This window comes from Gluconobacter sp. (genome assembly GCF_047722525.1).
Taxonomy (GTDB): domain Bacteria; phylum Pseudomonadota; class Alphaproteobacteria; order Acetobacterales; family Acetobacteraceae; genus Gluconobacter.
The window spans coordinates 70,523-95,396 of the sequence record NZ_JBDNYY010000008.1 but is presented as its reverse complement, the minus strand read 5'-3'; the positions used below and the strand labels follow the sequence as shown (position 1 = coordinate 95,396).

General features: G+C 62.0%; 23 protein-coding genes. 11 read left to right on the top strand and 12 right to left on the bottom strand.

Annotated features, from left to right (window positions below; genetic code table 11):
• Positions 1-36 precede the first annotated feature (36 nt).
• Both lspA and ileS read right to left on the bottom strand, forming a co-directional pair.
• Entirely contained in the window at positions 37-549 is a 513-nt protein-coding gene (gene lspA / locus ABF859_RS09630) for a signal peptidase II (RefSeq protein WP_415527560.1), read from the bottom strand.
• On the bottom strand, positions 549-3,407 hold the full coding sequence (gene ileS, locus ABF859_RS09625; RefSeq protein WP_415527559.1) for an isoleucine--tRNA ligase: 2,859 nt from the start codon (positions 3,405-3,407) through the stop codon (positions 549-551). Before ileS ends, lspA begins: the two co-directional genes overlap by 1 nt.
• Positions 3,408-3,653: 246 nt before the next feature.
• On the opposite strand from ileS, the gene ABF859_RS09620 reads away from it, so the two are divergent.
• Together ABF859_RS09620 and ABF859_RS09615 are read left to right on the top strand one after the other, a co-directional pair.
• On the top strand, positions 3,654-4,559 hold the full coding sequence (locus ABF859_RS09620) for a TraB/GumN family protein (protein ID WP_415527558.1): 906 nt from the start codon (positions 3,654-3,656) through the stop codon (positions 4,557-4,559).
• On the top strand, positions 4,559-5,353 hold the full coding sequence (locus tag ABF859_RS09615) for a tetratricopeptide repeat protein (RefSeq protein WP_415527557.1): 795 nt from the start codon (positions 4,559-4,561) through the stop codon (positions 5,351-5,353). Before ABF859_RS09620 ends, ABF859_RS09615 begins: the two co-directional genes overlap by 1 nt.
• On the opposite strand, the gene ABF859_RS09610 is transcribed toward ABF859_RS09615, so the two are convergent.
• The 8 genes from ABF859_RS09610 to ABF859_RS09575 all read right to left on the bottom strand — a co-directional run bounded on the left by ABF859_RS09610 (position 5,331) and on the right by ABF859_RS09575 (position 12,198).
• On the bottom strand, positions 5,331-7,727 hold the full coding sequence (locus ABF859_RS09610; protein WP_415527556.1) for a TonB-dependent receptor: 2,397 nt from the start codon (positions 7,725-7,727) through the stop codon (positions 5,331-5,333). The two genes, ABF859_RS09615 and ABF859_RS09610, sit on opposite strands and share 23 nt — an antisense overlap.
• 221 nt (positions 7,728-7,948) lie before the next feature.
• Positions 7,949-8,872 (bottom strand): bifunctional riboflavin kinase/FAD synthetase, encoded by a 924-nt coding sequence (locus tag ABF859_RS09605; protein ID WP_415527555.1) that lies wholly within the window; start codon positions 8,870-8,872, stop codon positions 7,949-7,951.
• Positions 8,869-9,552, bottom strand: coding sequence for an acireductone synthase (gene mtnC, locus ABF859_RS09600; RefSeq protein ID WP_415527554.1), 684 nt, complete (start codon positions 9,550-9,552; stop codon positions 8,869-8,871). The genes ABF859_RS09605 and mtnC overlap by 4 nt, the downstream gene beginning before the upstream one ends.
• Before the next feature lie 9 nt (positions 9,553-9,561).
• A complete protein-coding gene (locus tag ABF859_RS09595) occupies positions 9,562-10,128 on the bottom strand; it encodes a 1,2-dihydroxy-3-keto-5-methylthiopentene dioxygenase (RefSeq protein ID WP_415527553.1) in 567 nt (188 codons plus the stop codon).
• 2 nt (positions 10,129-10,130) lie between these two features.
• Positions 10,131-10,757, bottom strand: coding sequence for a methylthioribulose 1-phosphate dehydratase (locus ABF859_RS09590; protein WP_415527552.1), 627 nt, complete (start codon positions 10,755-10,757; stop codon positions 10,131-10,133).
• Positions 10,757-11,011: a twin-arginine translocase TatA/TatE family subunit gene (locus tag ABF859_RS09585; protein ID WP_415527551.1), complete on the bottom strand. Its 255-nt coding sequence runs from the start codon at positions 11,009-11,011 to the stop codon at positions 10,757-10,759. Before ABF859_RS09585 ends, ABF859_RS09590 begins: the two co-directional genes overlap by 1 nt.
• A 70-nt stretch (positions 11,012-11,081) precedes the next feature.
• On the bottom strand, positions 11,082-11,567 hold the full coding sequence (locus ABF859_RS09580) for a CHAP domain-containing protein (RefSeq protein ID WP_415527609.1): 486 nt from the start codon (positions 11,565-11,567) through the stop codon (positions 11,082-11,084).
• Positions 11,568-11,580: 13 nt separating this feature from the next.
• On the bottom strand, positions 11,581-12,198 hold the full coding sequence (locus ABF859_RS09575) for a regulatory protein RecX (protein WP_415527550.1): 618 nt from the start codon (positions 12,196-12,198) through the stop codon (positions 11,581-11,583).
• Positions 12,199-12,262: 64 nt separating this feature from the next.
• On the opposite strand from ABF859_RS09575, the gene ABF859_RS09570 reads away from it, so the two are divergent.
• The 9 genes from ABF859_RS09570 (at position 12,263) to ABF859_RS09530 (ending at position 22,919) form a co-directional block, all read left to right on the top strand.
• Entirely contained in the window at positions 12,263-13,864 is a 1,602-nt protein-coding gene (locus ABF859_RS09570; RefSeq protein WP_415527549.1) for a D-aminopeptidase, read from the top strand.
• A gap of 168 nt (positions 13,865-14,032) precedes the next feature.
• The gene (locus ABF859_RS09565; protein ID WP_415527548.1) at positions 14,033-15,229 is read left to right on the top strand and encodes an aspartate aminotransferase family protein; all 1,197 of its coding nucleotides are present in this window, start codon (positions 14,033-14,035) and stop codon (positions 15,227-15,229) included.
• Positions 15,151-16,215, top strand: coding sequence for an ornithine carbamoyltransferase (gene argF, locus ABF859_RS09560; RefSeq protein WP_415527547.1), 1,065 nt, complete (start codon positions 15,151-15,153; stop codon positions 16,213-16,215). The genes ABF859_RS09565 and argF overlap by 79 nt, the downstream gene beginning before the upstream one ends.
• Positions 16,215-17,144 (top strand): Hsp33 family molecular chaperone HslO, encoded by a 930-nt coding sequence (locus ABF859_RS09555; RefSeq protein WP_415527546.1) that lies wholly within the window; start codon positions 16,215-16,217, stop codon positions 17,142-17,144. Before argF ends, ABF859_RS09555 begins: the two co-directional genes overlap by 1 nt.
• The gene (locus ABF859_RS09550; RefSeq protein WP_415527545.1) at positions 17,141-18,148 is read left to right on the top strand and encodes a hypothetical protein; all 1,008 of its coding nucleotides are present in this window, start codon (positions 17,141-17,143) and stop codon (positions 18,146-18,148) included. Before ABF859_RS09555 ends, ABF859_RS09550 begins: the two co-directional genes overlap by 4 nt.
• Before the next feature lie 19 nt (positions 18,149-18,167).
• Positions 18,168-18,977 (top strand): hypothetical protein, encoded by an 810-nt coding sequence (locus ABF859_RS09545; protein ID WP_415527544.1) that lies wholly within the window; start codon positions 18,168-18,170, stop codon positions 18,975-18,977.
• Between the two features lie 141 nt (positions 18,978-19,118).
• Positions 19,119-19,829, top strand: a complete 711-nt coding sequence (locus tag ABF859_RS09540) for a gluconate 2-dehydrogenase subunit 3 family protein (protein WP_415527543.1) — start codon at positions 19,119-19,121, stop codon at positions 19,827-19,829.
• Between the two features lies 1 nt (position 19,830).
• Complete coding sequence (locus ABF859_RS09535; protein ID WP_415527542.1) at positions 19,831-21,609, top strand: GMC family oxidoreductase; 1,779 nt, start codon at positions 19,831-19,833, stop codon at positions 21,607-21,609.
• Positions 21,606-22,919: a c-type cytochrome gene (locus ABF859_RS09530; protein WP_415527541.1), complete on the top strand. Its 1,314-nt coding sequence runs from the start codon at positions 21,606-21,608 to the stop codon at positions 22,917-22,919. The genes ABF859_RS09535 and ABF859_RS09530 overlap by 4 nt, the downstream gene beginning before the upstream one ends.
• An 8-nt stretch (positions 22,920-22,927) precedes the next feature.
• Here ABF859_RS09530 and ABF859_RS09525 read toward each other — a convergent pair whose 3' ends face one another.
• Positions 22,928-24,184 carry a hypothetical protein gene (locus ABF859_RS09525; RefSeq protein ID WP_415527540.1) on the bottom strand — a complete coding sequence of 419 codons (1,257 nt, stop codon included), beginning with the start codon at positions 24,182-24,184 and terminating at the stop codon, positions 22,928-22,930.
• Positions 24,184-24,870, bottom strand: a complete 687-nt coding sequence (locus ABF859_RS09520; protein ID WP_415527539.1) for a hypothetical protein — start codon at positions 24,868-24,870, stop codon at positions 24,184-24,186. Before ABF859_RS09520 ends, ABF859_RS09525 begins: the two co-directional genes overlap by 1 nt.
• Between the last annotated feature and the right edge of the window lie 4 nt (positions 24,871-24,874).

The window sequence follows — 24,874 nt, the reverse complement described above, 5'->3', positions numbered from 1 at the left end:
CGGGAGCAAGCCATTGGAAGAAGTTCCGTGACCGCATCACTTTGCAGCGGCCTGACGGTCGGCGAGGAGGGAATCAATCAGCCAGACGGCGACGCCGCAGACAATCCCGGAATCCGCGACGTTGAAGACATACCATGACCAGCCGAACGCATGGGCGTGCAGAAAATCCACCACCGCGCCGTAGCGCAGCCGGTCGATGACATTGCCGATAGCCCCACCGGCAATCGCCCCACAGGATGCCGCCACGAGGGTGCGCTTCGTACGCGTCAGGGTCCAGACCAGAAGCCCCACCGCGATAAGGGAAACCGCGCAGAAGATCCACGGCCCCCGGCTGCCGAGACCGCCGAACATGCCGAACGTCACGGCATGGTTCCAGACCATCGTGAAATTCAGGAACGGCAGGATCTCGACCGATCCGCGATCCGGCAGGTGATAGACGTACAGGATCCAGTCCTTGCTGGCCTGATCCAGAACGAGGACCAGAACCAGCAGGGCGAGCCCCAGAACCATGCGCCCCGTGCGGCTCATACCGTCATGCCACAGGGACATCAGGCACTCACCACGCTGATGCAGCGACGGCACAGGGCCGGATGTTCTGCATCGTCACCGACTTCGGGAAGGACCTTCCAGCAGCGGGCACATTTATGGCCCGGCGCACGCTCGACCTGCGGGCCACCATGCGCCGTCTCACCGGGCAGAAGCTCGGTTTCGGCATGGGACGTGATGAGCAGCTCGGCCCAGTCCAACCCACCGAAGATCCCGGCCTCTTCCTGCGAAAGCGGCAGCGTGACGCTGGCTTCGAGAGAGGAGCCAATCGTGCCGTCACGACGGGCCGTTTCCAGCTCGGTCGTGATCAGGCGGCGATAAGCGCGGATGTCTTCCCAGCGGTTGCCAAGTTCCGGATCGTTCCACTCCGCGTCCGGCTCGAAGAACTGTGCGAGATGAACGCTCTCCCCTTCGCCGAAACGGGCCTGCCAGGCTTCCTCGGCCGTGAAGACCAGAACGGGCGCGAGCCAGGTGCAGAGCGCACGGTGCAGGACGTCCAGCACCGTGCGGGCAGCGCGGCGGGTCTGATCGGAAGATGCGTCGCAGTAGATCGCATCCTTGCGGATGTCGAAATAGAAGGCCGAGAGATCGGTGGTGCAGAAGCCATGCAACGCCGGATAGACGCCCACCCACTGATGCGTCTCGACCGCGCTGGCGATCAGGCCCCGCAGTTCGGACAGGCGGTGCAGGATGTACTGCTCCAGCGGCGGCAGATCGGCGTAGGGGACAGCTTCTTCAGGCGTGAAGCCATCGAGCGCCCCGAGGAGCCAGCGCAGCGTGTTGCGCAGACGGCGGTAGAGCTCGCCCTGCTGCTTGAGAATTTCCTGCCCGATGCGGAGGTCTTCATTCGTATCGGAGTTCAGGACCCACAGACGCAGGATGTCTGCGCCGAGGCTGTCGGTCACGTCCGACGGGGCCACGACATTGCCCAGCGATTTGGACATCTTGCGGCCCTGCTCGTCCATGACGAAGCCATTGGTCACGAGCGCCTTGTAAGGCGCGACACCCATCGTGCCCACGCTTTCCAGCAGGGAGGACTGGAACCAGCCGCGATGCTGATCAGAACCTTCGAGATACAGATCGGCCGGGAAGTTCAGTCCTTCCTGCCCCAGATCGAAGCGATGCGTGGATCCACTCTCGAACCAGACGTCCACGATGTCGAAAACCTGTTCGTAATCGGAGGGATCACGGCCTGTACCAAGGAAGATTGCCGGATCGGCTTCGTACCAGACATCCGCACCCTTCTCGCGGAAGGCTTCGACGATGCGCTGCATGACGGCCGGATCGCGCAGGACATCGCCCGTACGCTTCTCGACGAAGACCGCGATCGGAACGCCCCAGGCGCGCTGGCGGGAGATGCACCAGTCGGGACGCTGTTCGATCATCGACGTGAGGCGACGACGGGCGGCTTCGGGGACGAAAGTGACGTTGTCCAGCGCGCTCAGGGATTTTTCGCGCAGCTTCATCTGGCCATCCATCGCGATGAACCACTGCGGCGTGGCGCGGAAGATGATCGGGGCCTTGGAGCGCCACGAATGCGGATAGGAATGACGGACCGTTCCGCGCCCCATCAGGCCGGTGGCAGGGGCGTCGTCATGCTCGGCGGACTGCCGCGCCTCCGTCAGCAGATCACAGACCGGATCGGCAGCCTTGAAGACGTGGATGCCTGCCAGATGCGGAACCCACGCCGCATAGCGGCCATCGTCCTGCACGAGTTCGGGGACTTCGATGCCGTACTGGCGGCAGAGCATGAAATCGTCCTGACCATGGGACGGCGCCATGTGAACGAGGCCCGTACCGGCATCGGTCGTGACGAAATCACCCGGCAGCATGGGCACGTCATACTCATAGCCCCGGCCACGCAGCGGATGGGCACAGACCGCGCCTTCAAGCCCGTTGCCCGGCAGGGTGTAGAGGATGTGATGGGCGGTGATGCCGGTTTCCGTGCAGAACGCTTCCACGCGATCTTCAGCGACCAGCAGCTTCGCCCCCTGCGGGACGACGCTGTTCTCGTTCGTCTCATCGACGCGCAGCACAACGTAAGTGATGTCCGGACCGTAGGCGAGCGCACGGTTGGCCGGGATGGTCCAGGGCGTGGTCGTCCAGATGACGGCCGAGACGCCGTTCAGGGCGTGGGCGGGCGTCGGATCCTTGATGACCGGGAAGGCCACGAAGATCGTGGTGGAGTCGATGTCGTGATATTCGATCTCGGCTTCGGCCAGGGCAGTCTTCTCGACCGGGCTCCACATGACGGGGCGCAGGCCGCGATAGAGGCTGCCATTGAGTAGGAACTTGCCGATTTCGTCGACGATCTTGGCTTCGGAGCTGAAGTCCATCGTCACATAGCGGTTGGCCCATTCGGCCTGCACACCGATACGCTTGAAATCGTCCGCCTGCTTCTGCACCCATTCAGCGGCGTACTGTCGGCATTCGGCGCGAAACTGGAGCAGGGGCACCTGATCCTTGTCCTTGCCGGCCTTGCGGTACTGTTCCTCGATCCGCCATTCGATCGGCAGGCCATGACAGTCCCAGCCCGGAAGATAGCGGACCTCATACCCCGACATGCGATGGGCGCGGTTGATGACGTCCTTCATCACCTTGTTCAGGGCGTGTCCGATGTGAATGTGACCGTTGGCATAGGGAGGGCCGTCATGCAGCGTGAAGACGGGACGTCCCTTCCCGGCCTCGCGGATCTTTTCGTCCAGCCCCGTTGCGGCCCAGCGGGCGAGCGTGTCCGGTTCCCGCCTGGGCAGGCCACCGCGCATCGGAAAACCGGTGCGGGGGAGGAACACGGTATCGCGGTAGCGGTCCTGCTGTTCCTTGAAGGCGGTGACGGAAGGATCGGGAGTCTTGTCGGACATGGGGGACGGGCCAGTTTCGGTCATTCACACTAAGGGGGGACCATATGGAGATTGCGAACCAATCCGGTCAAGTCCGGGGTTGAGGGCGGCAGCAATGCAGGAGCGCCTCAAAGCGGGTTGCCGGAACAGCGGGACTGGCGGATGATGCGGGATATGGCGCTTTTTTCAGAAGGCAGGTCCGTGCGGTCACATCGTCTCTTTCACTCTGTTGCCGGAGCCGTTTTTGGCGTCTGCGCAGGGTTCAGCATGGCTGCGAACGCCCAGACTCCCCGTTGCCCCGCAGCAGCGAGCGTGCCGGACAAGAGCCGGATGGCGCAGATGTTCCAGACGGCACCGGACCGGGGCTTTCTGTGGAAAGTGACGAAAGACGGACACGCCTCCTGGCTGTATGGAACGCTGCATGTTGCAAAACAGGACTGGCTGCTGCCCGGTCCCCTGACGCGCGCCGCGATCCTGCAGAGCAGCGAGATCGCGCTGGAGCTTGATCTGAACGCGCCCGACACCGCGACCACGCTGCGTCAGCCGGAAGATGCGGCCCGCTGGGCGCATCTCGTGCAGTCCGGACGCAAGGCGCAGGTGGATGCGCTCATGGACCAGCAATGCGTGCCCAGCGCGGCATTTGCGCATGTGGCGGTCGGCGTGGAAGCCGCCGGGGTCGAGGCGCTTTCGGCGCGCAGGGACGGCTATTATCCGGATTATGCCGTGGATGCCGTCCTGCAGGGGATGGCCGGCAGTCTGAAAAAGCCGCTGATCGGGCTGGAAACAGTGCAGATGCAGCGGGAACTGCTGATCGGGCCGGATCAGGGGGATGAGGATGCGTTCATTGATGACATCGTCAAGGGCGTGTCATCCGGCAGGACGCAGACCGAAAACCAGCGGCTCGCGGAGATGTGGGGCTCCAGTGACGTCAAGCGGCTGGATCATTATCAGGACTGGTGCGACTGCCTGAACACCGCGCAGGAGCGGCGCTTCATGTCGCGTCTTCTGGATCAGCGGAATGTTGGCATGGCGCGGAAGATCGAACAGATCCATGAGAGTGGGACGTCACTGTTCGTGGCGGTCGGCTCCCTACACATGGCCGGGCCGAAGGGACTCCCTGCCCTGCTCCGCAAGGACGGGTTCGAGGTTCAGCAGATCGTGCCGGCACTCTGATGAAACGGATCGTTCATAAGTTTCTGGGCCGCAAGCCAGTGTCGCGCCGGTCGGAAACACCTGCCCTGCCCCCGCAGATCGAGGACATCCGTCAGGGTGCGCTGAAGGGCCAGCATCTTCAGATCGTGCAGTGGGGTCAGGTCCTGCTGGACAGTGTTTATGTCCCGCGCGATCCGGTGGCGGCCCTCGAATGGTTCACAATCGCGGGCAATGCCGGCTTCGGACCGGGGCACAACATGCGCGGGCGGTGTTTCCAGTTTGGCTGGGGCTGCGAGAAGGATCTTCAGCAGGCGGCCCGCTGTTATGAGGCTGCGGCCGAAGCCGGTGACGAATGGGGCCGGTACAATCTGGGCATTCTCACCATGCGCGGGATTGGCATGGAGCCGGATCTGGCGCGGGCACTGGATCTGTTCCGGACGGCCGCAGGCAAGGGTCATGCAAAATCCATGAACCTCTACGCACGGTTTTTGGAAGAAGGCTGGGTCGTGCCGCAGGACCGGGCGGCGGCGCTGGACTGGTATCGCAAATCAGCCGAAGGCGGCGATTACCGGGGGCAGCACAATTATGCGACGGCGCTTGTGGATGCCGGGCGGATCGACGAGGCGCTGGGCTGGTGGCGCAAGGCGGTCGTGGATGCGACGTCCGACATCCTGCTGGCGATGGACCAGAAGCTGACGGCACTCGGGCCGAAGGGCGATGTAGAGTTGCTGGAGCGGGTACACGGGCGCCTGAAGGAGATGAAGATTTCTCCGTCAGGCGCGGTGGCTGCGGTCAGTACGCCGCCGAAAGATTGAAGAGGAAGGAGCGGCCGATCGAGGGCGTGGCGCGGTTGCTGAACAGGCTGCCGTAGTTGAGGCGGTTGTCGAGGTTGTAGCCGTTCATGGCAACACGCCAGCGCTTGGTGATGTTGTGGGAAATCATGGCATCCCATTCCACCGTCGCCGGAACGCGGGCCGTATTGGCAGCATCAAGCCACACACCTTCACGCCATGTCAGGCCACCACCGAAGGTCAGGTTGTACGGCTTGTTGGGCGCAATCGTGTAGGTGGACCAGATCGTGGCCGAGTTCTTCGGGGCGTACTGGATACGCTTGCCGACGTCCGCTGCCACACCGCCCACGGTCTTGGCATCGTAAAAGGCATAGGTGCCGATCATGGTCCAGTTCTTCAGGATCTCGCCCGACACGCTCAGTTCCACGCCCTGGTTGCGCTGGCGGTCGCTTGAGGATGAGACGTCACCGTTCTGGTCCGTCTGGAGAGAATTGCCCTTCTCAAGCCGGAAGACGGAGGCCGTGAAGCCCATGCGACCGTGGAAGGCATTGTACTTGGCGCCGAGTTCATAGAGGCTGCTGCGCTCGGGCTTGAAGCCTTCCGTGCTGGATTTCAGCGGCTCGGAACTGTTGGTGACATACAGGCCAAGCGGTGTCGTGGACTGGGCCCAGTTGAAATACACCATCGTATTGTCATTGGGCGTGTACATCAGACTGACAGTCGGGTTGAACGTGTCCTGATCCTGTCCGAAAGCCATGCCGGACCCGGCCACGCCACCATTGGCCGAATAGTGGCTGTTCCAGTGATCCCAGCGAAAGCCGCCCTTGATGGAAAAGACCGGCAGCAGCCACATCTGTTCGGAGAAGAATGCGCCGACATCCGTCGCATCACCCGTCTTGTAGATGGCATGGCCCACGCCGGGAATATTGACGATGTTGGGAGCATACTGGCCCAGGGAACCCAGAAGCAGGCCCGGCTGGTTGGGGTTCGGGTTGAGCAGACTGGTCGTGTCTTTCTTCGTGCCGTTCTGACCATCGAAATTGTAGGCGTAGTTCGTGCGGCGGTCATAAACATGCGACACGTCCCAGCCGGCGATCATTTCATGCCGGATGGAGCCGGTATTGAACTTCGCCACAGCGGAGAAGACGTTCTGCACGGACCAGTCGTTCTGCTGGTAGGGCTCGGGACCGCCAACGCCACCACGACGACTGACCATGGCAGCGGACGGATTGGTGAAGAGATTTTTCGTACAGGTCGCATCGCAGGCTTCCTGCGAGGACGAGAAATACCGCTCGTACATGCCACCACGCAGGTCATCGTACAGTGTGATGTGCCGGTTGACCGTGAATTTCAGGCGGCCGGTCAGCATGTCCACGTTCGAGGCATCCTGATCGTAGGACGTGCCGTACCAGTTGGTGCGCCTGACCCCATACTCCGTCACTGGCAGACCGTATGAAGTTCCGGGTTTCCTGACGACGGGCACACCGTAATCGGGAATACGGTTGTCGCTCTGGTGAAAATATTCGAGCGTGAAGGTGGTACGCTTGCCCAGACCGAAGGCGATGGATGGTGCGATGCCCCAGCGGTGGGAATAGAGCTGGTCACGGCCGACAACGTTGTTCTCGTTGCCCATGCCCGTGATGCGGATAGCCGTGGACTCGCCTATCTGTTTGTTGAAATCGAGCGTACCACGATAATAGGCACCAGAGCCGCCCGAGAAGCCACCGCTATAGCTGTCGCCGAGATGAGCGACCTTGGTGGTGATGTTGATCGCACCGCCTGTCGTGCCGTTGCCGAAGACTTCCGAGGACGGCCCCTTGATGACCGAAACGTGGTCGTAATCGAAGCTGTCGCGGGTATAGACGCCGAAATCGCGCAGGCCATTCTCGTAGATATCATTCTGGGCCTGGAAGCCGCGGATCAGGAACTGGTCGCCCGCCATGCCGCCCTCCCCTTCCCCGACCGAGGCGGTAATGCCCGGCACGTTGCGCAGGGCCTCGTCGAGTGACTTGACGTTCTGCTGCTGCATCAGGAGCTGCGGGACGATGTTGATCGTCTGCGGCGTATGCAGCGCATCCTGCGGCATCCGGCTCAGCCCCATTGATTCATGCAGGATGTTCATGGGCGAACCGACAACCTGCAGATGTTCGGCTTCCTCGGGTGCTGCGATGACGCTGTCATCCGCTTTTTTCGGAGCAGCGGACACCGACGGGATAGCCCTGGACGGGGTGAGTGTGGGGGTCTGCGGATGGGTCGCATCGTTTTTGGGCAGAGGCTGGCGACGGGGCCTGTGGTGATGCCGGGTGTCGTCCTGTGCATGGGCGGCAGAGCAGACCAGCGTCAGGCCAGCGGCAAGGGAAAGAGGGCCTAGCGGAGGACGGGGCGTTCTGGACGACATCGGATCACGATCCTGCAAACGAAAACTGATGCTGTCCTTAAAGGGTTAATGCGAGTAATTCTCAATATCTGTTTCGCAATATTGCGAAAGATTCTCATTCTCTATGTCAAACCGTGGCATAAATGACACAGAACGATATGCAAGAAAAAACCCTTTCCCGGTGTCGGAAAAGGGGGCTGCGGACGGTACAAAGATTCGGAGACACAAGGATTTTGCGGGCTTCAGGCCCCCAGAATGGACCGAGCCTGTGCTGCATCGCAGACGATCTGGGCCTTGAGTTCGTCCAGGCCGGAGAACTTCTTCTCTTCGCGCAGCAGGGCGATCAGGGCGACGCTGAGAATCTGGCCATACAGGTCTTCGTTGAAATCGAAGAGATGGACTTCGAGCCGGCTTTCCTGACCGTCATTGATGGTGGGACGGCGGCCGATATTGGCAACACCGGGAATGACCCGGCCATCGGGCAGCGTGACGCGGGCGGCATAGACGCCGCGCGCCGGTTCGAGATGCTGCGTCAGGGGAATATTGGCGGTGGGAAAGCCGAGCAGACGCCCGCGCTGGTCTCCGTGCATGACGGGTCCGGTGATGCACCAGGGACGTCCGAGTTCCGCAGCGGCACGTTCGGGATAGCCTTCCTGCAGCAGGCGACGGACCCGGCTGGAGGAGATCGGACCGCCGTCATCGGCAAGCTGCGGCACAATCGTCAGGCCGATTCCGTGGGGTGCGAGAAGGGCCTCAAGGCGTTCGATATTGCCGGTGCGGCGGTGACCGAAGGCGAAATCCGCCCCACAGGCCACATGTGCGACCCCAAGGCCGTTCACCAGAACGTCGTTCACGAACTGATCAGCGACCAGATGGGAAAATTCCGCATCGAACGGAATCTGGAACACATGCTCCACCCCCTGTTCGCCAAGCGCAGCCGCACGCACGTCCGGCAGCATCAGGCGGAAGGGGGGATCCTGCGGGCGGAACAGTGTACGGGGATGGGGATCGAACGTGATGACCGAAAGCGGATGGTCCGGTCGCGCCATCCGCAACGTCTGAAGCAGGTGGACATGCCCGCGATGCACGCCGTCGAAATTGCCCAGCGCGGCCACCGTATTGCGGGCAGAGGCAGGAATATTGCGCCAGTCCGTATGCAGGATCATGCGACAGGCAGGCCGAACTGGGTGGAGACAGCGTTCAGGTCCGGAGCCTGCGGCACGCCGGGGTGAGGAACGGTGCCGTCCTGCTCGCGGACGAGTTGACAGACGGTCAGGCCCGCCCTCTGGGCCGCATCAAGTTCGGCACCGATATCGGACAGGAACAGGATTTCGGCCGGGGGCAGCCCGACTGCGGCGGTGATCTTTTCATAGGACGCGGCGTCTTTTTTCCCGCCGGTCGAAAGATCGAAGAAATCCTCGAACAAAGGCGTCAGGTCACCCTGCTCCGTGTGTCCGTAGAGCAGTTTCTGCGACGGGATGGAGCCGGAAGAGTAGACAGCCAGACGCAGACCGCCTTTCGCCCATGCCTTCAGGGCGGGAGGGACATCTACGTAAAGATCCGCTCTCAGGGTGCCATCCTCGAAACCCTGACGCCAGGTCAGACCCTGAAGCGTCTTGAGGGGCGCGGCTTTTACATCCGCCTTCATCCAGTCCTGACAGACCTTCAGCGGGTCCTGTCCCGGATGCTCCATGACGATATCCGCCCGGGCGGCCACGACGGTCGGGTTCGTATGGTCCTGCATCAGGGCCGGCAGGGCTTTCGCAGCATAGGGGAACATGACGTCCCGCACGAAAGAGATCGGCAGGGTTGTGCCCTCGATATCAAGCAGGACGAGACGGATCATGGGGGACTTTCAGGAGTTGCCGAAAGCTTCGGCAGGCACTTCGGCCGGGAAACGGCTGGCAATGTCATCGCCGGTATATTGCGCGATCCAGCCGGTCGTGTCGGTGAAGATGCGCAGGGCCACGACATCCGGGTTCGGCCCGGCGTCGAACCAGTGCGGGATGCCTGCGGGGACGGAGATCAGGTCGCCTTCCGTGCACAGGACGGAATAGACGCGCCCGTGGATATGCAGGACGAACGCGCCCTGCCCGTGCACGAAGAAGCGGACTTCGTCTTCACTGTGGGTGTGCTCGGACAGGAACTTCTTGCGCAGTTCCGGCAGGTTCGGCGTGGCGGCATTGATCCGCACCACGTCCGCGCTGCCGGCCCCCGTCTCACCCATCAGCGTATCGAGATAGGGACGATAGGCGTCCAGCACCTCTTCCGCCGGGGCGTCGGGGGCTGGTGTGACGGGAGCGGACCAGCGGTCGAAACGGATGTTGTGGGGACGCAGCGTTTCCGCGATCTCGCCGGGCGTTGTCACGTCCAGCAGGATCGTCTCGGGGGTATCGTCACGATAGACAGTCAGGCGGCTCATGGTCAGGCCTTCTTCTGCAGACGGGCAAGCTCGCAGGCCAGCAGGAACTCAAGCCCTTCAAGACGGGCCAGCGCCGTGAACATGTCCTTGCCCCAGACATACACGCCATGACCGCGGATCAGATAGCCGAGGCGCATATCCGCGAGCTTTGGTGCGACGACCGTGGCCAGACGCGCGATGTCCTGATCATTATGAAACAGGGGCAGTTCGAGACTGGTATCGTGGGTCGTCTGGCCCTCGAACACCTTGAGGACCTCGTAGCCTGCCAGCGTGATCGCGTCGGACGGTTCATCCATGGAGAGAATGGTCGCGGCGACGGAATGGCCATGCAGAACGGCCCCGATCGCGGGATCATGGGCGTAAAGCTGCGTATGCAGAAGCGTTTCCGCGCTGGCACGGCTGACGGGGTCGACCGGAACACCGTCGGGGGTGATCCCGATGACGTCACTGTCCGTCAGAAAGCCCTTGTGACCACCCGAGCGCGTGATGGCGATCCGGCCATCGGGCAGGCGGCACGACAGATTGCCCGCCGTAGCCGGAACCCAGCCGCGCTGGTCCATCCGCTGGCCAGCCTGCACGATCTGACGGCAGGCATTGCTCCAGCTTTCATCAACCTTGAGGGTCTGCATCAGGCCTGATTGCGGTGCGTTTCGCTGCTGGTCGTCTGGCTGTAGCCAGGGTTCTGGTTCGGCGGCGAGATGTGACCCGGAGCCTGACCGGCTTCCGGCGAGGTCATGGATTCATCGTCGGCCATGTTCTTCTTGAAGGACTTGATGCCCTTCGCGAAGTCTCCCATCAGGCCGCTGATCTTTCCACCGCCGCCAAACACGACGAGCAGGACGACCGCCAGGATCAGCCAGTGAACGGGGCTCATGCTGCCCATAATGTATTACTCCGAAAAGCCAAGGCTCCCATCATGTGGCAAGGCTTGGGCGATTGTGCAAGCGTTCCTCTCAGGAAGCGTCGTCACTGTCCTGCGATGAAATGAACCCGTAGGTCGGGTAAGCGCGCCGTCCGAGCGCATGAACCGGGGCCCACCAGACCCTCACGAGCGTCCAGTCATGACGGGTGGAAACATCCGTGACGGGTACGGCGTGATCGATCCTCCCCGGCTCCCAGTTGGCATGATCGACGAGAATCATCCGGTCCGAGACCTGCCGGCGTACGATGGAAACATGGCCGCTCGGCACGCGGGACGTGGCCCGGAAAACCAGCACCTCGCCGGGACGGGGGGTGTGGGTATGGCCATAGCGTCCGGCGGACTGCCTCCACCAAGAAGCGGCCGCTCCGCTCAGCTTCAGGCCCGTGCGCTGCCGGGCGTAAGGCGCACATTGCAGCGGGCCGTTGAAGCTGGCGCGGCTGTATTCATGGCTGCCACTACAGGCGCCAAGGAGCAGCAGGGCGCAAAGGGACAGTCCACGGAAAGGAAAAACATTCATCGCCGTCACGGCCTCAGAGACTCCGGAAGGCGATGATGCGGTCTTCCGCCTCATCGGGGTCCATATCCAGCACGCTCTGGGCGACATCGCGGGAAAAGCCGTTGCGCGCGAAGACGCCCAGAGCCTTGAGCGGGTCCTCTTCTTCCCGGTCCGGACGCTGGAAGGGGCCGAGGCGGCGCTTGCGGGCCAGAACCAGGGCAGCGGCCAGTTCCGCCTCCTGCGCGGTGCTGTCCGACCGTTCCCCCAGCGAGTCGTCGAGCGCTTCCCGCATCGTGTCCTGATCGACACCCTTGCTGGCAAGATGGGCCTCCACGGCCCGGCGGGAACGGCCGGTCCGCGTCAGGCTGACGGCGCGGTTGCGGGCAAAGCCGGCATCGTCCACCGCTCCGAGATCGGTCATGGATGCGACGATCCCGTCGATGGCGGAGCGGACGACGGCGATGGCGGATTCGATATCTTCGTCCGGCAGGCCGGCCCGGGAGGCGCGCACGCCCCAGCGGCGCAGGCGGCGGTCCAGAACCTGCCGCAGGCCCTGTTCGGTTGTGGCGAAACGGGCGAGATGGGCCAGTGCAGCTTCCCGCAGGGATGCGGCATCCGGGATCGCAGGGGGTGTGGCGGGGCTGTCCTCCATGATGGAGGGAGTATGCGGCGGGAAGGGCATTTACGGCAAGACGGTCTGGAGCCATCATTCCACCATGAGCGACTCACTTTCCGCACCCCTCTCTGCCCGTCTCGAAGCGGCTGTCTCCGCCCTTCCCGTCCGTTTCCCCGGTCCCGGCGGGGCCGTGGCCGTCCTGAAGGACGGTGAGGTTCTGATCCGGCATGGCTGGGGCTATGCGAATGTGGAGCGCCGAATTCCGTTCACACCGTCCACGCTGTTTCGCATGTGCTCCATCACCAAGCAGTTCACCTGCGGGACGCTGCTGGACCTGTACGATGATCCGTCCGAACTGGACGCGGACGTCGATGCGCGCCTGCCCCAGCTCGACGAGCCCGCTCCAGGGATGCTGCATCTGGCGCACAACCAGTCGGGGCTACGGGATTACTGGGCCGTAGCCATGCTGCATGGCGCGCCGATCGAGGGATATTTCGGCGATCGCGAGGCCCGGCGCGTCATTGACGGAACGCGGACGCTCCAGTTCCAGCCCGGCACATCCTATTCCTATGTGAACCAGAATTTCAGGCTGATTTCCGACATTCTTCAGGACCGGACAGGGCGCAGCTTCGCCGAACTGCTCCAGACATCAATCTTCAATCCGGTCGGCATGGAACGGGCAATCCTCGCCGCCGAAACGCGGGCCATGCCGGATGGGACGGTCGGATATGAAGGCAGCGTAGAAAGCGGATTCCGACCCGCCATCAACAATATCTGGTGGACGGGGGATGCGGGGCTGGGGGCCTCGCTGGATGACATGATCGCCTGGGAGCGCTTCATCGACGCCACACGCGAAAACCCGGACGGTCTTTACCGGCGCCTGACCACCCCGGTGACGTTCAGTGACGGTCAGGCCGCTCCTTATGGATTCGGCCTGCAGCGGAACACGATGTTCGGACGGGATGTCACGATGCATGGTGGCGCCCTGCGGGGCTGGCGCTCCCATCGTCTGCATGTGGCCTCCGAGCGCCTGTCAGTCGTGGTGATGTTCAATCACATGAGCGCAGCACAGGTTGCGGCTGCCCAGATTCTGGCGGCGGCCCTTGGCGTTCCTTACGAGCCGGACCGCAGCACGCAGCAGCCGACGGCACTGTATGGCACCTATCTGGAGCGGGAGACGGGACTGTCAGCCCGAATCGAACCCGCACCCGGTGGCGCAAAACTGCGATACCTGATGGTGCCGGAACTGCTGGAAGGCGTTTCCGCAAAACGGGCGGAAACGCCCTCGGTGGTTCTGGCTGCGCAGGATGCAGGGCAGGACATAGCGGAGCACATGGAAGTCCGGATGGAACGGCCAGGAGAAAACCGGACCGGCATCCTGACACGCTGTGACGAAACACCCGGCGAGGACATTGCCGAACTGGCAGGCGTCTATCGCTGCGAGGAACTGGACGAAGCCGAAGTAACCATCGAACTGGCTGGCGGCGTGGTTTATGGCGGTTTTTCCGGCATTCTCGGAGACGGCAGGGTGGAAATGCTCCAGCGTCTGGCAAAGGATGTGTGGGTTCTGCCCTGTCCGCGCGCCCTGGATCATACGGCCCCCGGCGACTGGACACTGGCGTTCGAACGGCAGGGGGGCAGCGTGACGGCCGTACGCGTCGGATGCTGGCTGGCGCGGGATCTGGTGTATCAGCGCGTCTGATCTGCCAGGTTAACCGCGACATTCTGTTGCGTCGGGGTTTGACGGAACCCCTTTCTGCCCTTCACTATGGGCATACGGAACTTGAAGCCCTGCTCCGGGCAACCAGAGCAGGGTTTTGCGATTCCGCGTAAACCGTTTCGTTTTCAACCAGATATTCAGAGATCCATCATGATCCCCGCGCTGATGCCGAATTACAAACGTGCCGACCTTGCTTTCGAGCAGGGCGAAGGCGTCTGGCTGACGGCGACGAACGGGCGACGATATCTGGATTTCGGGGCAGGCATCGCCGTGACCTCGCTGGGACATGCCCATCCGAAACTGGTGAAGACCATTGCGGAACAGGCCGCGAAGGTCATGCATGTCTCGAACCTGTACCGGATTCCGCAGGCCGAGAAGCTGGCGGAACTGCTGGTGCAGAATACATTCGCGGACTCGGTGCTGTTCTGCAATTCGGGCGCCGAGGCCAACGAGGGCATGGTCAAGATGATCCGCCGTGCCCAGTTCGAGAACGGCCATCCCGAACGGACCCATATCCTGTGCTTCGACGGGGCATTCCACGGCCGGACGCTGGCCATGATTTCGGCAACGGGAAACCCTGCCTACCAGAAGGGCTTCGGCCCGGTGGTGGACGGGTTCGACCATGCGCCGTTCAACAACACCAATACCCTGCGCGAGGCCATTACCCCGCAGACGGCAGGCATCGTCGTCGAACCCGTTCAGGGGGAGAGCGGAATCAAGCCGGCGACCCGTGAGTTCATGGCAGGGCTTCGTGCCGTCTGTGATGAATACGGGCTGTATCTGGGCTTCGATGAAGTCCAGACCGGCGTCGGCCGGACGGGCAAACTGTTCGCGCATGAATGGTATGATGTCCGTCCGGACGTGATTTCCGTCGCCAAGGGGATCGGTGGCGGTTTCCCGCTGGGTGCCGTCCTCGCAACGGAAGAACTGGCGCGGCATCTGACTCCCGGCTCGCACGGGACGACTTTTGGTGGCAATCCGCTGGCCTGTGCGGCGGGCCTGGCCGTTCTGGAGGAAATCCTGAGCCCCGGCTTTCTGGAGCATGTCCGCAGCGTCGGAGAATCATTCGGAAAGATGCTCGAAGACGTCGTCAGACGGTCCGAAGGCGTTTTCGACAACGTCCGCGGGCTTGGGCTGATGCGGGGACTACACTGCATACCGCCTGTTGCGGACGTGATGCAGGCCGTTCTGGCCCAGAATCTTCTGACCGTCGGTGCCGGCGACAATGTGCTGCGGCTCGTCCCGCCCCTGATCGTGACGGAAGCGGAGTGCCGCGAAGCCTGCGAACGGCTCGTGAAGGCGGCCCTGTCCCTGAAAGCCTCTGCCCTGCAGGAGAACGCATCGTGAGCCCGACAGCAGCCCCCCGGACTCCGGCAAAAGCGCCGCAGACACCAAGACATTTTCTCGACCTGCGCGATTTTACGCCCGAGGTCATCCGGCAGATCATCGACCTGTCCGCGAAGGTCAAGGCGATGCAGAACGGCCGCCGTCAGCCGCTGCATCCGGATCGCCCCCTCGAAGGGCGCAGCCTTGGTCTGATCCTGGCCCAGCCTTCAACCCGCACCCGCGTGTCATTCGAAGTCGGAATGGGACAGCTTGGCGGATCGGTTTCGGTTCTTTCGCCCGGAGACATGCAGCTTGGCCGGGGCGAGACGGTCGCCGATACTGCCCGGGTACTGTCGCGTTTTCTGGACGTGATCGTTCTGCGGACCGGGAATGATGCCAATCTGCGCGAACTGGCGAAATGGAGCTCGGTCCCGGTCATCAATGGTCTGACGCCCGTCTCCCATCCAATCCAGATCCTGGCAGATGTCCTGACATTCGAGGAACATCGCGGCCCGATCCGTGGAAAAACGCTGGCCTGGATCGGCGATGGCAACAACGTCGCCACCTCGCTGATGGAGGGCGCTGCCCTGCTGGGATTCAATGTCCGTCTGGCCACGCCGGAAAACTTTTCGCCCAATCCTGATGCCGTGGAGTGGGCGCGGGCTCATGGCGCGACCATCGAGGTCTTCCGCGATCCGGCAGAAGCCGTTGCGGGAGCCGATGCCATACTGACGGATACCTGGGTCAGCATGGGGGATACGGACCGCGAGAAACGGCTCAGGGTGTTCCAGCCCTATCAGGTCGATATGGCGCTGATGGCAAAAGCTGCCCCCGATGCCCTGTTCCTGCACTGCCTGCCTGCCCATATCGGAGAGGAAGTGACGTCCGAGGTCTTTGAAGGCCCGGCATCCGTCGTCTTTGACGAGGCGGAAAACCGCCTCCATACGCAGAAGGGCCTGCTGCTCTGGGCCCTTGGAAAAGAAAACGGGGGGAGAGAAAACGGGTGATGGATACACCACCATTCCTCGACACGAACCGTCCTGACGTCCCGAACATGGTCGTTTCGGGCGGTGTCATGCCGTTCTATCTGGAACGTTCCCCGGTTCGGGGCCGTCTGGTGCGGCTCGGGCCGCTGGCGGAGGCGATCCTGTCGCGCCATGACAATCCCGATGCGGTCTCGCAGCTTGGAGGAGAGGCTCTGGCACTCGTGGCAGGGATGGTGTCAGCCCTGAAGTTCAAGGGGGCCTTTTCCCTTCAGATCAAGGGCGATGGACCGGTCTCCATGCTCGTGACGGATGCAACGGATAGCGGGGATCTGCGGTTTTTCGCGCGTCTGCGTGAAGATGCCGACCGTAACGCGCTGCCCGGAACCGCCAAGGAGCTTCTGGGTGACGGCTATATGGCCTTCACCATCGACCAGGGGCCGGACATGGACCGGCATCAGGGTATCGTGGACCTGACGGGCACGACGCTGGCCGACATGGCCATGAACTATTTCCAGACCAGCGAGCAGCATGACTGCTGGATCCGGCTGTTCTGTGCGAAATCGGCGGATGGCTGGAAGGCCGGGGCTCTGGTTCTGGAGCGGATTGCAGCCGAAGGCGGGATCGGGGCCTCCGAACAGGACGAGGATGACTGGGAAACGGCCTGTACGCTGGCCGCAACGGTCACGGAACAGGAAGTCCTTGATCCGGACCTGTCGAACGAGAGGCTGATCCACCGGCTTTTCGGCACGCTGGATGTCCGTCTCGGGACCCCGCGTGCGCTGGCCTATGGCTGCCGATGCAACCGGGCAAGGCTTGCAGCCGTTCTTGAGACATTCCCGGAGGATGATCTCGACCATATGGTCGAGAACGGCGCCATCACGATGAACTGCGAATTCTGTAATGTGGGTTTCAGCTTCACCCGAGACGAACTTGGAGAACGGTCTGAATGACCCTGCCCCTGCTTGATGACGTGAAGCTCGATGGCTTTCCGGTCGAGCATCTCTACCCCGGCTGGGCTCCTGTCAGCCGCACCCCGGTCGTGGACGACTTCAGCGTGGTTGTTTTCAGTGAGAGCAGCAGTGGGCGGGAAGCCTGCTGGTGGCTCGAGGGCGAAAATTACAGCGCAAGCCATATTCTGGCGCTCGGTCAGCCTGTACGGCGGCGCCTTCTGACAGCCATGGATCCCGTTTTCTGGCCGCTGGCAACAGGAGTTCTGGGGTCTCCCCTCCCTGACCAGTCCGGGCCATTTTGCGAGAACCTGCCCGAAATCGCCGTCAATGAACTGTCGGGGTCCTGGCTGGAAGGGTATGCGCCACATACGCTTCTGCTGCCCTCGGGACACGCCGACAGCGGGGAAGCCCTGCCGTGTCCGAACGGCCGTCAGATCGGCGAAAACCGGATCACCGCCCTTCTGGCGACCCAGCGGGGAAGCGGCCCATTGATCGTTTCCTCGCCCTTTACGGCCCTCCCCCTCCTGGCCCAGATCACCTTTCAGACAGGCCCTCTGAACGTCAGTCGCTTTCAGGACGGAGATACGGTTTTCTATCTGATCTGGAACGAAAACTTTCCGGCTCTGCGCCCGTCTTTCTATTATCCTGATGCTCCGCTCCTGCTCAGCGATGATCCCGGAGCCGCCATGATCCCGGGGCTGATCCTCGGCTGGTATGCGCGACATCCCGAACATGCAGCCCTGATCCGTGAGGCACGCCCGTTCAGGGCAGAGGATTTCGGGGTCGGACAGGCGTCGGGCCGCCTCCCGAAAATATCCGAGGAAGCCGGACAGGCATCCCCGCTCGAGACAGAGGACACGCGCTCCTCGTCGTCTTTCACGCCGGGCATGAACGGGATGAGCCCCTCACCATCCCCGGACGAACAGCCGGCTTCCGCTTCCCCCCCTCAAGCGTCTAAACAGGGGCTGAAAGGCCGGCTCAAATCCCTTTTCAGCCGTCTGTAAGGTCTTCAGGAGACAGGATATGCGTGTACGTTACTGGACCGGTCTGGGTGCTCTCGCACTGTTCCTTGGCGTGGCCGCATGCTCTGACGGCAATGCGGATCAGACGTTCCCGCCGCTCGACTACAGCTATCTCTCACAGATCCATCTCAACGTAGCCTCCATCGACGTGCAGGACGAAGCCCCCGCTACGCCAGACTCGCTTTCCGCCAAAGCACCGACCGCACCCGATCAGGCCCTGAAAACCATGGCCAGTCAGCGCCTGATTGCCAGCGGCAGTTCAGGCAAGGCCGACTTCATCATCAAGCAGGCCTATCTGAACCGTGCGGGTGACAATGCGGTAACGGGCGCCATGGATGTACAGTTAAACATCGCGGACGCCGGAAACCAGCATACCGGCTTTGTCCATGCCCGCATCACACGCAAGCTGGACACCGGAGACCGGACCTCGCGCAGGGAACTCTACGCCCTGACCAGTCAGATGATGCAGGACATGAACGTGGAGCTGGAGTTCCAGATCCGCAAAAAGCTCCTGTCCTGGATGACGGATGCCACGGGCACGCCCCTCGTCAATGGTGGCGTCCAGCAGCAGGCCCTCGGGGCACCCGGAACCGAACCTGCCCCGACAGCCACGGCACCGGCTGCGACTACGCCTGCTGCGATCTCCGCCACTCCGGAGAAAACCGTAGCCCCGGTTGTAGCACCCAGCGGACCGGATGCCATTTTCCCGACGGGCGCAGAGGGTGAAACAACGGCCGCGCCCACCACCCAGCACTCTCCCCAGCCCGGAACACTGAAGCTTCCCTCAACGGATGCCACAGCAACCCACTGAGTTCGCATCTCTGGTCATGTTGTGATGAACGAATGACTGGCGGCCTGTGCCGGTCTTCGTTAGGGGACAGGAACCCGAATTTTGTGAAGCAACCATTTTCAGATTTTCTGTAAGACCTGGTTCTATTTTCCGGAGAGACCCGTGCCACCCATGGAACCGACACTGAACCGTCCGCTCCGCCGCAGTTTCGTAAAAGGGCTTCTGGGCACCACATCATTCTGGATGACCTCGGGAAGCACCCGGTGGACAGACGCTCTGGCAGCCGAATCAGCTCAGCCCTATCAGCCGACCTTTTTCAATCCGGCAGAATATCATTTTCTGGAAGCGGCCAGCGAACGCCTCTTCCCCGCCGACCATAACGGGCCGGGCGCAAAGGTGCTGGGCGTGGCGGAGTTCATCGACCGCCAGATGCAGACACCTTATGCCCACGGGGAAAACTGGTACATGTCCGGCCCCTTCCAACAGGGGCCCGCCAATCTGGGCTATCAGCTTCCGTTCGTACCGCGGGACCTGTACCGCAAGGGCATTGCCGGCGTGGAGCACTATGCAGAGCAGCAGTATGGCAAGGGATTCGCAGCCCTTTCGGCCCTGCAGCAGGACGAAATCCTGACCGCGCTGGAAGGAGGATCCGTCCAGCTTGGCGAAATATCGGGGCGCGTCTTTTTCGAACAGCTCCGGACCAATACGCTCGAAGGGGCCTTCGCCGATCCGCTTTATGGCGGCAACCGAGGCCTTGGCGGCTGGATCATGCTGGGCTTCCCCGGCGCCAGGGCGGATTTCATGGACTGGGTCAATCAGGAAGGCGCGCCTTACCCCATCGGGCCGGTCTCCATCTCGGGGGAGACCGCATAAGATGAGCGAAAAACATGTCGATGCGATCATCGTGGGCGCAGGATGGGCCGGCTCAATCATGGCCAAGGAGCTGACAGAAGCCGGGCTGTCGGTCGTCATGCTGGAGCGTGGCTCCGAACGGACGACGCAGATCGAAGGCGCCTATCCGAAATCGATTGATGAACTGCGCGGTGCCGTGCGCAAACGCCTTTTCCAGAACCTGTCCCAGTCAACGGTGACGATCCGCAATACCATGGACCAGACAGCCCTGCCTTACCGGCAACTCGCGGCTTTCCTCCCCGGCGAAGGGGTGGGGGGAGCAGGACTGCACTGGTCAGGTGTCCATTTCCGCGTGGCGCCCGAAGATCTAAGACTGCGCAGTTCAGTGATTGAACGATATGGGGAAAAATTCATTCCCGAAGGCATGAACCTTCAGGATTATGGCGTCACTTATGCGGAACTCGAACCTTTTTTCGACAAGGCGGAAAAAGTATTCGGCACATCGGGTGAATCCTACAGGGTTCAGGGAAAAATCGTCGGAAACGGAAATGTTTTTTCTCCGGATCGTTCCGATAATTTTCCTCTTCCAGCGATGAAGGATACTTTTTCTGCATCGATTTTCCGCGACGCCGCGAAAAATGCCGGATATCATCCTTATGCTCTGCCCGCCGCCAACGCATCCCGTCCGTACACCAACACTTATGGCTGCCAGATGGGGCCGTGCAATTTCTGCGGCTATTGCAGCGGATATGACTGCTACCTGTATTCCAAGGCGTCACCCAACGTAAACATCCTGCCCGTACTGAGGCAAGATCCGCGGTTTTCTCTCATCCCGAATGCCCATGTCCTTCGCGTCGATCTCGACAGCACGAAAACAAAGGCGACCGGTGTCACGTATCTGGACACGAAAACCCGCAAGGAAACCTCGCTCTCCGCCGATCTGGTCATCCTGGGCGCGTTCCAGTTTAACAACGTGCACCTGATGTTGGTATCCGGCATCGGCAAACCTTACGATCCCGTCAGCAATACCGGGACGATCGGTCGTAATTTCGTCTACCAGACCATTACGTCCTCGCGCGTCTGGCTGCCGTCCTCAATCTATACCAACCAGTTCGTCGGTGCCGGTGGGGCCGGAGTGGCCATTGATGATTTCAACAGCATGAATTTCGACCATGGACCGTTGGGTTTTGTGGGGGGATCGCCTGTCTGGGTCAATCAGGCGGGACTGAAACCAATCGCCGCGGCTACTGGCGCCGGAGGGGGGGGAACACCCCGCTGGGGCTCCGCCTATAAGGATGCCCTGATCAATACCTACAGACACTCGCTTGGTATTGACGCCCATGGAAGCAATATGGCGTACCGGGATGTCTATCTGGATCTCGATCCCACCTGGAAAGACGCTTACGGACAGCCTCTGCTCCGCATGACCTTCACATGGAAAGACAACGACATCCGCATGAACCAGTATGTCGTCAGCAGAATCGAGCCCATCGCGCGCGCCATGGGGGCCACGAAAATGAATCTGGTTCATCTCAATCAGGGTCAGCCCTTTGACACCCGCAATTACCAGACCACCCATCTGGGCGGAGGCGCCGTCATGGGCGACAATCCCCGGACAAGCGCGCTCAACCGCTATCTCCAGAGCTGGGATGTATCCAACGTCTTTGTCATCGGATCAAACGCGTTCCCGCAGGGCATGGGGTATAATCCGACAGGAATGGTCGCCGCGCTCGCCTACTGGGCCGCACACCATATCCGCACGACCTACCTGAAATCCCCCGGCCCGATGGTGAAGGCATGAAATGGCCTCCGCTCGCAGCATGCATCCTCGGGACCGGTCTTGCAGGGGCTGCCGCAGCACAGCCCCCTGACAGAGCCATCCTGGAAAAAGGCCGCTATCTGGCGGCAGCTTCCGACTGCGCGGCCTGCCATTCCATTCATGGAAAACCAGAATATTCCGGAGGCGTTTCATTTTCCCTTCCCATGGGGAAAATCTACTCCACCAACATCACTCCGGATCCTGAACACGGGATCGGACGCTATACGGAAAGCCAGTTCGGGCGCGCATTACGGGAGGGTATCCGGCAGGATGGTGCGACACTCTATCCCGCCATGCCCTTTCCCTCCTATGCCCGTCTGACCGACAGCGATATCCACGCCCTGTTCGTCTATTTCAGGGAAGGCGTCCAAGCTGCTCCGGTTTCACCTCCGAAGAATGGAATCCCCTGGCCGCTTTCCATCCGCTGGCCGCTGACGTTCTGGCGGTGGGTCTTTGCGCCTGCCCCCCAAAAAGCCATCACCCGGACCGCCCGGGAGTTCACCGATCCGCGGCTTGCCCGTGGCGCCTATCTCGTGGAAGGACCGGCCCATTGCGGCGCCTGTCACTCTCCCCGCGCCGTAACAATGCAGGAAAAAGCCCTCACTTCCAGTGACGGCAGCCTGTATCTGGCTGGCGGGGCCATGGTGGATGGCTGGACACCCCCTTCGCTCCGTCAGGAAGACCGGACCGGACTGGGCCGCTGGAGCGAAGAGGACATCGTTTCCTTCCTGAAGACCGGACGTGCCAGCACAGGCAGCGTTTTCGGCTCCATGACCTCTGCCGTCCTGCACGGCACACAGAAACTGACCAGAGACGACCTTCACGCCATCGCGCATTATCTCAAGAGCTTGCAACCTGCCGATCGGACGCAGACACCCTGGACCTACGATCCCACGATCACCGCCCAGCTCCACAAGGCGGATCTGTCATCACGGGGGGCGCGCATCTATGTCGATCGCTGTGCGGCCTGCCACCGGACGGACGGAAAAGGCTACCCTGCCGTCTTTCCGCCTCTGGCCGGCAATCCGGTCATGATGCAGGCTGACCCGGTTTCACTCATCCATATCGTCCAGGATGGCGCGACACTCCCCGCCATGACAGCGGCGCCCTCCTCCTTCACGATGCCAGCTTTCAACCATAAACTGACCGATCAGCAGATCGCCGATGTCGTGACCTTCATCCGCCACGCGTGGGGCAACAATGCGTCCCCCGTTTCGGCAGAAGACGTGAAACGGCTCAGCCAGAGCATGCCACCGCCTGATATGGCAGATGACGCGCTCTCACTGAACTGACAGTCTCTTCAGGGCAAAAAACGGTACAGGACACAGCCCTGATACCCGCCCCCCCCGCTGGAAAGGGCTCCATCAGTCGTCGCTGAATAGGAGCCACCACCCCCGGCACCATACCGCGTTGCGTTGCGGCCTCCCTGATTGCCGCAGCGCCCCGCGCCACCCCACGGGCCATCCCCGCCATAGCCGGAAAATGTGTAGGCGTTGCACTGTCCGTCACCGCCGGAGGTTCCACTCTGGTTCCAGACCGTCCCGCCGGAAGCATTTCCACCCACACCACCGGCAGAGCCGGTCGTGGAATAGAATGTTCCCCCCTGACCGCCTTCCGCCTGCAGAAGCGTCTGTCCATTGTAGCTGACGAGGGACGTCCCGCCCGTCTGCTCGGACCCACCACCGTTTCCAACAGTTATGGCCAGACCATTGCCCTGCGTCGGGCTGACCGCATAGATGCCCCAGGCATCGCCGCCGCCTCCACCGCCCGCGCCCGAAAACGAACTGGCCGTGGTCGTCGCCTGCGATGCCGCACCCCCGCCGCCGCCGCCGATAACCCGCAGTTCCACTCTGGACGCCCAGGCCGGAACAGGAACCGAGCCATTCCCGGTCACGAGCGTCATGGGTTCGGTGGACGCCTTGAGAAGCGCCTGGGTTGCCAGCTCGGGAATGGTCGGCCAGAAGACCTGCCCCGGCTGAACCGTCACACCCGCCAGAGTGCCCGCACCCTGCGGAACCGCAATCGTATAAAGCGCCACCACACACCCGCCCGCCGGAGCAGCCGGAGGGTAGGTCGCCGCCACAAGTGAAATGCTACCTGTCCGCCGCACCGGCAGCGCGCCACCACCGTTCTGGATGCCCGCCTGTGTCTGCGACGGATTGCTGGCATTGAAAAACGGCAGCACGGTCGGATCAGTATCCTGCTCGGAACAGACTGCATAAACCGTATAGGTGTTTCCGCTCCCGGGAAGGGTAACAGTCTGGGAGACCGTGCTGCAGTACTGGCACGTGAGAGCGGTCGTATCCGCCCCCAGACCTCCGCCATTTCCACCAATGGTGGACACATCCATGACCCCGGGTGCGACGATCGAGCCTGCATAAACCGTCAGGCTCAGATCGGTTGACGACGCGGAATACCCGAGACCCGACGCCGCCGTGACATTCGGGCCATAAAGCATTGATGCCAGGTTTCCGAACGCCGCCTTGGTATAACGCCCGGCACGCAGAAGATCCGTATCGAGCGGGATCGATCCCGCATAAACGATTGCCCGGTCCATTAATTTCTCACCTTGATCCAGCCGGTAACGCCCATGGCCGCCGTCTGATCGACGGCACGGCAGACTGCTGCCAGATCCGCAGCTTTTCCCAACTGTGTTTCTACAAAAAACTGGCCACCCTGAAGACTGCCGTAACGCAGACCGACTGCCCCATAGCCATATCCACCGCCCATGGCTGGAGACGGGGCACAGGCAAGCGCATGACAGTCCGCAGCATTCAGGGTTTCAATAATCACCGGCTGGACACCGGTCGCCGCCACGATTGCATCCGTCACAGCCTGGCGCGTATTGCGCTCGGCGAACAGGGAAGCCCTGATCCGTTTCCGATAGACGACATCCGGCTCGGACGTCTGCCGCACCAGACCACTTTCACCAAAATAATCGTCAGCGGCCATATCCAGAAACGCGCCGCTCATCGTCGAAAGACGCATCTGCTGCGAGCACTCCAGCATCAACTGCCAGATCCCGGCCAGAACAGCCCCAAACCCTTTCAGAAGAGCTGCCAGTACTGGCGCCGCTTCGTCCTCCAGTCCCTGAGGCTCGGCCGGAAACCACCCTTTGGGCAGCAGCCGCCGCAACCGGCCCGCAAAATCATCCACCGACCCCGGAGCCGGCCCCGTGTCGAAAAGAATGCTGCCATCCGACGCCCGGAGAATATCCCTGTCCTCATCATAGAGAATCCCCATGCCC

Bases quoted from the DNA above. Each gene is read 5' to 3' on its own strand.
- ABF859_RS09555 (WP_415527546.1), top strand. From the start codon at position 16,215: ATGGATACACCACCATTCCTCGACACGAACCGTCCTGACGTCCCGAAC.
- ABF859_RS09580 (WP_415527609.1), bottom strand. From the start codon at position 11,567: ATGAATGTTTTTCCTTTCCGTGGACTGTCCCTTTGCGCCCTGCTGCTC.
- lspA (WP_415527560.1), bottom strand. From the start codon at position 549: ATGTCCCTGTGGCATGACGGTATGAGCCGCACGGGGCGCATGGTTCTG.
- ABF859_RS09525 (WP_415527540.1), bottom strand. From the start codon at position 24,184: ATGGACCGGGCAATCGTTTATGCGGGATCGATCCCGCTCGATACGGAT.
- ABF859_RS09535 (WP_415527542.1), top strand. From the start codon at position 19,831: ATGAGCGAAAAACATGTCGATGCGATCATCGTGGGCGCAGGATGGGCC.
- ABF859_RS09565 (WP_415527548.1), top strand. From the start codon at position 14,033: ATGATCCCCGCGCTGATGCCGAATTACAAACGTGCCGACCTTGCTTTC.
- ABF859_RS09590 (WP_415527552.1), bottom strand. From the start codon at position 10,757: ATGCAGACCCTCAAGGTTGATGAAAGCTGGAGCAATGCCTGCCGTCAG.
- ABF859_RS09585 (WP_415527551.1), bottom strand. From the start codon at position 11,011: ATGGGCAGCATGAGCCCCGTTCACTGGCTGATCCTGGCGGTCGTCCTG.
- ABF859_RS09605 (WP_415527555.1), bottom strand. From the start codon at position 8,872: ATGATCCTGCATACGGACTGGCGCAATATTCCTGCCTCTGCCCGCAAT.
- ABF859_RS09530 (WP_415527541.1), top strand. From the start codon at position 21,606: ATGAAATGGCCTCCGCTCGCAGCATGCATCCTCGGGACCGGTCTTGCA.
- ABF859_RS09610 (WP_415527556.1), bottom strand. From the start codon at position 7,727: ATGTCGTCCAGAACGCCCCGTCCTCCGCTAGGCCCTCTTTCCCTTGCC.
- mtnC (WP_415527554.1), bottom strand. From the start codon at position 9,552: ATGATCCGTCTCGTCCTGCTTGATATCGAGGGCACAACCCTGCCGATC.
- ileS (WP_415527559.1), bottom strand. From the start codon at position 3,407: ATGTCCGACAAGACTCCCGATCCTTCCGTCACCGCCTTCAAGGAACAG.
- ABF859_RS09575 (WP_415527550.1), bottom strand. From the start codon at position 12,198: ATGGAGGACAGCCCCGCCACACCCCCTGCGATCCCGGATGCCGCATCC.
- ABF859_RS09550 (WP_415527545.1), top strand. From the start codon at position 17,141: ATGACCCTGCCCCTGCTTGATGACGTGAAGCTCGATGGCTTTCCGGTC.
- ABF859_RS09620 (WP_415527558.1), top strand. From the start codon at position 3,654: ATGGCTGCGAACGCCCAGACTCCCCGTTGCCCCGCAGCAGCGAGCGTG.
- ABF859_RS09595 (WP_415527553.1), bottom strand. From the start codon at position 10,128: ATGAGCCGCCTGACTGTCTATCGTGACGATACCCCCGAGACGATCCTG.
- ABF859_RS09545 (WP_415527544.1), top strand. From the start codon at position 18,168: ATGCGTGTACGTTACTGGACCGGTCTGGGTGCTCTCGCACTGTTCCTT.
- ABF859_RS09570 (WP_415527549.1), top strand. From the start codon at position 12,263: ATGAGCGACTCACTTTCCGCACCCCTCTCTGCCCGTCTCGAAGCGGCT.
- ABF859_RS09520 (WP_415527539.1), bottom strand. From the start codon at position 24,870: ATGGGGATTCTCTATGATGAGGACAGGGATATTCTCCGGGCGTCGGAT.
- ABF859_RS09615 (WP_415527557.1), top strand. From the start codon at position 4,559: ATGAAACGGATCGTTCATAAGTTTCTGGGCCGCAAGCCAGTGTCGCGC.